Origin of the sequence: Candidatus Methanodesulfokora washburnensis (genome assembly GCF_003947435.1) — an archaeon.
Lineage (GTDB): Archaea > Korarchaeota > Korarchaeia > Korarchaeales > Korarchaeaceae > Methanodesulfokora > Methanodesulfokora washburnensis.
Genome location: NZ_RCOS01000043.1, coordinates 1 through 5796, shown reverse-complemented (window position 1 = coordinate 5796; position 5796 = coordinate 1). Strand labels below are relative to the sequence as shown.

5 protein-coding genes are annotated in these 5796 nt (G+C 42.4%); all 5 read right to left on the bottom strand.

Going from position 1 to position 5796, the window contains the following annotated elements:
• Positions 1 to 600, bottom strand: a 600-nt coding sequence (gene cmr1 / locus D6D85_RS02890) for a type III-B CRISPR module RAMP protein Cmr1 (protein ID WP_125670577.1), incomplete at its 3' end; no start/stop codon positions are given.
• Positions 597 to 1571, bottom strand: coding sequence for a type III-B CRISPR module-associated Cmr3 family protein (locus D6D85_RS02885; RefSeq protein ID WP_125670576.1), 975 nt, complete (start codon positions 1569 to 1571; stop codon positions 597 to 599). The genes D6D85_RS02885 and cmr1, both read right to left, overlap by 4 nt.
• A 2-nt stretch (positions 1572 to 1573) precedes the next feature.
• A complete protein-coding gene (gene cas10 / locus D6D85_RS02880; RefSeq protein ID WP_125670575.1) occupies positions 1574 to 4465 on the bottom strand; it encodes a type III-B CRISPR-associated protein Cas10/Cmr2 in 2892 nt (963 codons plus the stop codon).
• Between the two features lie 12 nt (positions 4466 to 4477).
• Positions 4478 to 4978: a type III-B CRISPR module-associated protein Cmr5 gene (gene cmr5 / locus D6D85_RS02875; protein ID WP_125670574.1), complete on the bottom strand. Its 501-nt coding sequence runs from the start codon at positions 4976 to 4978 to the stop codon at positions 4478 to 4480.
• Between the two features lie 2 nt (positions 4979 to 4980).
• On the bottom strand, positions 4981 to 5796 hold an 816-nt coding region (gene cmr4 / locus D6D85_RS02870), incomplete at its 5' end, for a type III-B CRISPR module RAMP protein Cmr4 (RefSeq protein ID WP_125670573.1).

Here is a 5796-nt window from a genome sequence, read left to right as displayed (position 1 = left end):
TCTTACTGCACTATAATCAATCCTTTTATTCCTCAGGAATCTTCCTTCAAGCCCATCAACCTCTACCGAGAATGTGCCTAGGCCTCTTCTGCCCCCCTTTCCTAGTCCATTCAGGGATAAAGCGGTGAGAAGGGAGCCTAATGCAAGTTTCCTCTCATCCTCATCAATCCTTTTAACATGGAAAGATTCTTCTATTCTTATCTCAGCAGATAAGCCTTCTCCATAGCTTATCCCCCCTCCCTCCCTTCTGAGAGAGAGAAGTCTTATCCTCTGAGCAGTTCTCATATCTCTATACTTTCTTCCGCCTAGAGAGACCCTGTTTACGACTATCCTGAACTTTGAAGCTGATTTAAGACTACCTAGGATTTCACCAGTTTTCTCACATATATCCCTTACCTCTGCTTCGCATATGCGTTTCTCCCCCCTTCTACATTTAAGCCTCCCAGCCTCATAGAGAGCCCCTGCTATGTAAGCCCTTAACCAGTATCTCCAGAGCCCCTTAAGAGATTGAGTCCTCAGAGGATCATCTTCATGGAACTGAGTGTCATATCCACCAAGAAGGAGCCAACTTTCACTCCTCAGTCTGAGAGTAACATTCATCCCCCTATCACCTTAATAGGGATAACAGAACCGAAACCCATCTCTCTTCCAATGCCTATCCCTTCCTCATATATTTTTCCTCCCTCTATGCTTTTTTCAAGGCTTATAACGCTTCCCGGAAGAAGAGCTTGATAGATTGGCTTTCTCCTTCTTCTAATCTCACTATATCCAGCACCCAGAAGCTCTACCTTTCCATAAACTTTGATTTCACCAGCTTCCTTTAAATCCTCCTTTAACTTCTCCATGAATCCAATTCCTGTCTCATAAAGGATAGGAGATAATACATAAAGGAGATTAGCATCTTCAGGAATTCTGTATATGTAGTCATCGACCTCCAATATCTCAAGCATGGATACCCTTCCCTCTCCCCCCAGCCTCACTATATGCCTTCCAACCTTCATTTCCTCAGATATTATGTCAAATTCGATTGTAGTATCTATGTCGACATCCCTACCTGACAGATAGTCTATGAAGCTTACTGTATAGATAAGCCCTCCTTCCTCATCAGCTATCTTCCTCATATCAGTCCTCATTCTCAATCCTATCCCCACAACAGGGAGTTTTTCAGGCACAAACCCTCTTTTAACGAATTTCCCCTCTTCCTTCTCTAGCTCCTTCTCCTCGCTTACCTCCCCGTAGAGTTGCTTCCTCCTAATAATTGAATAATCCTGAACATCATCTAACCTCAGAAATATACCATTAATCCTGTTTTCCACATAATAAATGGGCCCCCTCTTGAGGTAGGGCCCCCTGAGCTTCGCTCCTCTGAGAGCCACCAGATAAGCAGCATCCCATTCCATAGAGCTTGTATCAACGTATCTGAATGTTGTTGCAATAGCTCCTGCTACTGTCGATGGACTTGGTGCGAGGAGAGAGTATGCAGAGGAGTAAACTCCTCTTGTACTAGGATCGAACTCCCCTGGCCCTCTAAAGAGGTATGGCTCAAGAGCCCTTAAAACAGCCCTATACATATTTAATCACCCCTTAAACCGCTATGGAGAAGTCTGCAGGACTTGAAAAACTCGATGAATAGAGGACTTTCTTCAGCTCCTTCACGTAGATCACGCCTTACTATTTCTTCGTTCTCCTTTACGGTCTTTATTATCCTATCTAGGAGAACATCTCTCTTCTCTTCTACTCTCTCCTGTAGATGCCTCTCTATCAAGTATCTTATTAGTTTCTCGAAAATACCCTTTTCCTTCATCCTCCATGCTCTCTCCACTGTTCTAATAAAACTCCCTCCCGATGCTTCATAAAGCAACGTTGTTGAAATTTTTTCTAATGAAATCATAGAAATCATATCCATTAGGAATAACGTGAGATTTGGAAGGGTGAACTCAGGTCTCTTCACTGAGAGAGGGAGAACAGCGCTCTCCGTTGAACCTCTTGCCGAGTATGTTATGACGAGGGAATCCTTCCTCCTTTCTCTTCCCTCATACATCCAAGCTGACTTCTTCGCTATTTCATCAAGCTTTGAAGCAGAATCCTTTATCACTTCGTAAAGTGGATACCTGTAGTATGCAATATAGAGGGAGTAGCTTCTCCCCGCATCTCCCATCGATGGCACGTAGTAGTTATTGAGCTTATGGAATCTCATGGTTCTACAGTCATAAGGCTCTCTCGTAAAACCTCCATATGCTAACCTGCTCCTATCAACGATGTTAATTGCAGAGCTGACAGGTGCTACGGAAAGAAAATCATCTCCTCCCGCATATATGATGACTCCGTTGTTTTCTTCTACTATTTTTATATCGTTTAGAGCGGCTATCATCAAAGCTCTTGAGATAGAAACGTGGTACGATATACTAACAGGCAGTTTCCCTCTCAATTTAATATCATTCATGAATTTAGTAACAATGTCTATGTTATTCTCATCAATGCCTTTCTCTTTTGCAACATTTTTCGCTAAACCTACATTGTTCTTCAGAATCTCAGATACTATCCTCTTCGATTCCCCCTCGAATGAATTAATGATATAGTCTTCTATTTTCACTCCCAAAGTGCTAAGATCTCCTCTCATAATTCTCCCCACATCATCTCCATCAGCCCTTATCAGCGCATAATATGTGTTTATTGAAGGAATTGAGAGACCTTTCTCCCTAAGCTTTCTTCTCACCTGATTCCAGAAATATCTTTTTTCTTTTCCAAGTACAATATCCTCCGACTCGATGAAGAGAAAATTAATAAGATATTTCTTTAATTCAACATCCATATTAGATTCGCTAAGCTCCTTAAACTTCTTTTCCTGATATCTCCAGTAAGACTTCTGCAACTTAGCCTTTTCCTCAGGGATTTTCATAGCTTCTTCTAGAAGCCTCCTTACTTCCTCATCCTTCCACAGCTCATCCAACCTTTCTGATGAAAGTATACCATCCCTAAAGTTGAAGGTGGAGAAATCCGCTAGAGAGGGATATTTCTCTATTTCTACCTCAGCTCCATACCCTAATATCTCCTTCAGAGCTATTCCAGGTCTAAAGGAGAATACCCTCTTTATGAGACAGTATGGACAGAGCTTCTCCCCTTCCCCTAAGAGGATTTTAAGACCTTCCACTTTCTTCGTTTCTTCCTCGTATCCCTCTCCTCTACGTGCATCGATTATTGATGGAAGCTTTCCACACATCGTACAATACTCAAACCCTCTTTCAGTAGGTAGCTTTCTTTTTCCATTGAATATCTCAGTTGTTATTCTGGTTAAGGAAAGCATACACGCCGGATCTTCTCTCAGCAGTTTCTTCATTCTATTCTTCCTCGTTACCTCATCAAACGCATCGCTGTAAGATGCGAAAGGATCTGTTAAGGAGAACTCTATACTGGAAACCCTTATCGCGAGGGGTGGGTTTTCGACAAATCCATATTCCCTACTCTCCTGAAGCTTCTCCAATAGGGGCTGTAAATCAGGTGCAGATGAGTTCAATACTCCATCACAGAATTGCTTCCACTTCTTCCTGAAGTTTTCTTTTACGAGATCCTCTGGATCTCTTTCAATAGGCGGGAGCATGAGCGTCGATGACGCCGGAACTATAGCAAACCTGGGAAAAGACCATCCACTATATATGATGCTCAACATCCCTTCCACATCCTTTTTTATCTCAGGTATCATGTTCACCAGGTCGTAATAGAAGAAGAAATTGAATCTGCACGTCGGGATTAGGGCTATGTCCGGTCCATACAACCTAATGAGTTCGAGCACTGTACTCCATAGAAGAACTGATGCCATATAGCTTGATGCCCATAGATCTCTGAGTTTTCTAGATTGGGCTATGAAGTCCTGTACCCCAGCTACATCTATGTATAGAAGGAGGCCTTTTTCTCCATACACCCAGTTTAATGCGGATGCAGTTGCGTAGAGGTGATCAAATATCGTGTGGGTTGGTATTCTCGTATCAGCTGGCCCTGAGGGCAAACCTTCATTTATCCAGATGAGCTCATACAAGCCATAAAGAGCGAAGTATGCCTTTCCTAAATCCTTTATCTTCTTTAATGCTCCATTGAGCTTTTCCATCACTTTTACTACCTTTTCCTTTTGTATATCCCTATCACTTAAATCGATTTCTATCCTTGGATCAATGGGGTTCTTCAGCTTTATGGCTCTCTCCGGTAGTGCCCCTCTCTTATCTCCTATCAGTAAGCCGAGAAGCTTTCTATCAACGGAAGCTGCAAGCCTATCCGCATAATCCACCCTATTATCCGATAATAAGTCAACAGCCTTCTCCAGAGGGGTACCGCATAATGCTATCTCAGCTAGTTCTCTTGCCCAGCTCTCATGCTCTTCTCTCCTTCTAAGACACCATGCTTTATCAGGGGGGTCATGGAATAGAGCCGCTACCTTTAAGAGAAAGAAATCAGTTAAGGAAGAATCGTTCATCCACCCACCTCTTTACTCTGATGGGAAAACGGCTTCAGCAAGCCTTTTTATCTCAAGCAAATATGGCATGAGGAGCGATGGAAGGATTACCGGAACTCTTCCAAAGCCTATTAGAGCATCTATACAAGAGATAGGAGTACTTGGATCCATGTTTTTCTCAGGCATAAGCCGCTTTATTTCTAAGAGAGTTAAATAGAGGTAAGCAGCATAGCCCCCTTCCGTTGAGTTGAGCTTCTTCGAATCTTCAGGGGTTATCTGGATATTTCTTACAAAATCGACAAAAATTCTATATACTTGCTTATCAGCATCATCAGTTTTCGCATACATAAAACTTAGAGCAGGTATTACTCCAACCTCATATAAGAGAGAGGGCATCTCCCTTGCTCTAGCTCTAAAAGACTTCCCGAAATCCTTCCTGTCGGAGACTTTTGCTATCTCTTGGAAGAGCCTGTATACGAGCCTGAAATCGTTTATAGCCCTCTCCTCAGGGCTACTCAGAGCTCTCTCCTGCATCACTATACCTCCTTAAGCTCTACAATACCTCTTCCAATAGTCTCATCCCCTCCTATTATCAGATATCTAACATTATCTAGCACCACGTCCCATGGTTCCCTATCCCCTAGATACTCTTTTAGCTTACTCAGCTTATCCCACTTCAAATATTCCTTGCTGTATCCAAGGAACACTGTAGCAAATACTGCACCTGCTGGAACAGCCTCCTCCGTCCAGAGCCCTCCTCCCTCAACAGTTTTCCTATCCCTATCTATTCTTATCCTAGTTATTCTTATCAGGGATCTATCCATAAGACCTTTTGCATCATCATCGCGTAAGGATATCAAACTCTCAGAGCTATCTAGACCTATTAGATCCCTTAGCTCATTCACCTCATTTCTCTCATCGATCAAATCTTTAGCTACATAGACTTCCTCGCACAGGACAGCCTTTTCCAACCCCTCTATCACATGCCTATCGCTGAAACCTTCTGTTGCTGGAAATTTCCCAGGGATACTAGCTATTTTCTCAATTTTCTTTGCTATTTCATCATATTTTCCATTCAAAATAGAGGCCATACTTAGATACCTTGCGAACCTTCTGAGAAGGAGTGGGCACGTAACATTAGTGTATATCCCCTTTAAACTCCTAACCGGGAAAGAGATAAGAAGCGAAGTCATCACGGCTATTGGAGATGAATACTTTTCTGCATCACCTTGTTCCGGTCCTAAAAGATAGATAAGATCTTTGTTTCTATGATAGAGAGCTGTTTTTATTGATCCCTTTATGCTTGAGCAATATATGAAAGGAAAACCAATACAACCCCCTTGGATTGCAAA

Coding starts and splice junctions, on each gene's coding strand:
- cas10 (WP_125670575.1), bottom strand. CDS start 4,465: ATGAACGATTCTTCCTTAACTGATTTCTTTCTCTTAAAGGTAGCGGCT.
- D6D85_RS02885 (WP_125670576.1), bottom strand. CDS start 1,571: ATGTATAGGGCTGTTTTAAGGGCTCTTGAGCCATACCTCTTTAGAGGG.
- cmr5 (WP_125670574.1), bottom strand. CDS start 4,978: ATGCAGGAGAGAGCTCTGAGTAGCCCTGAGGAGAGGGCTATAAACGAT.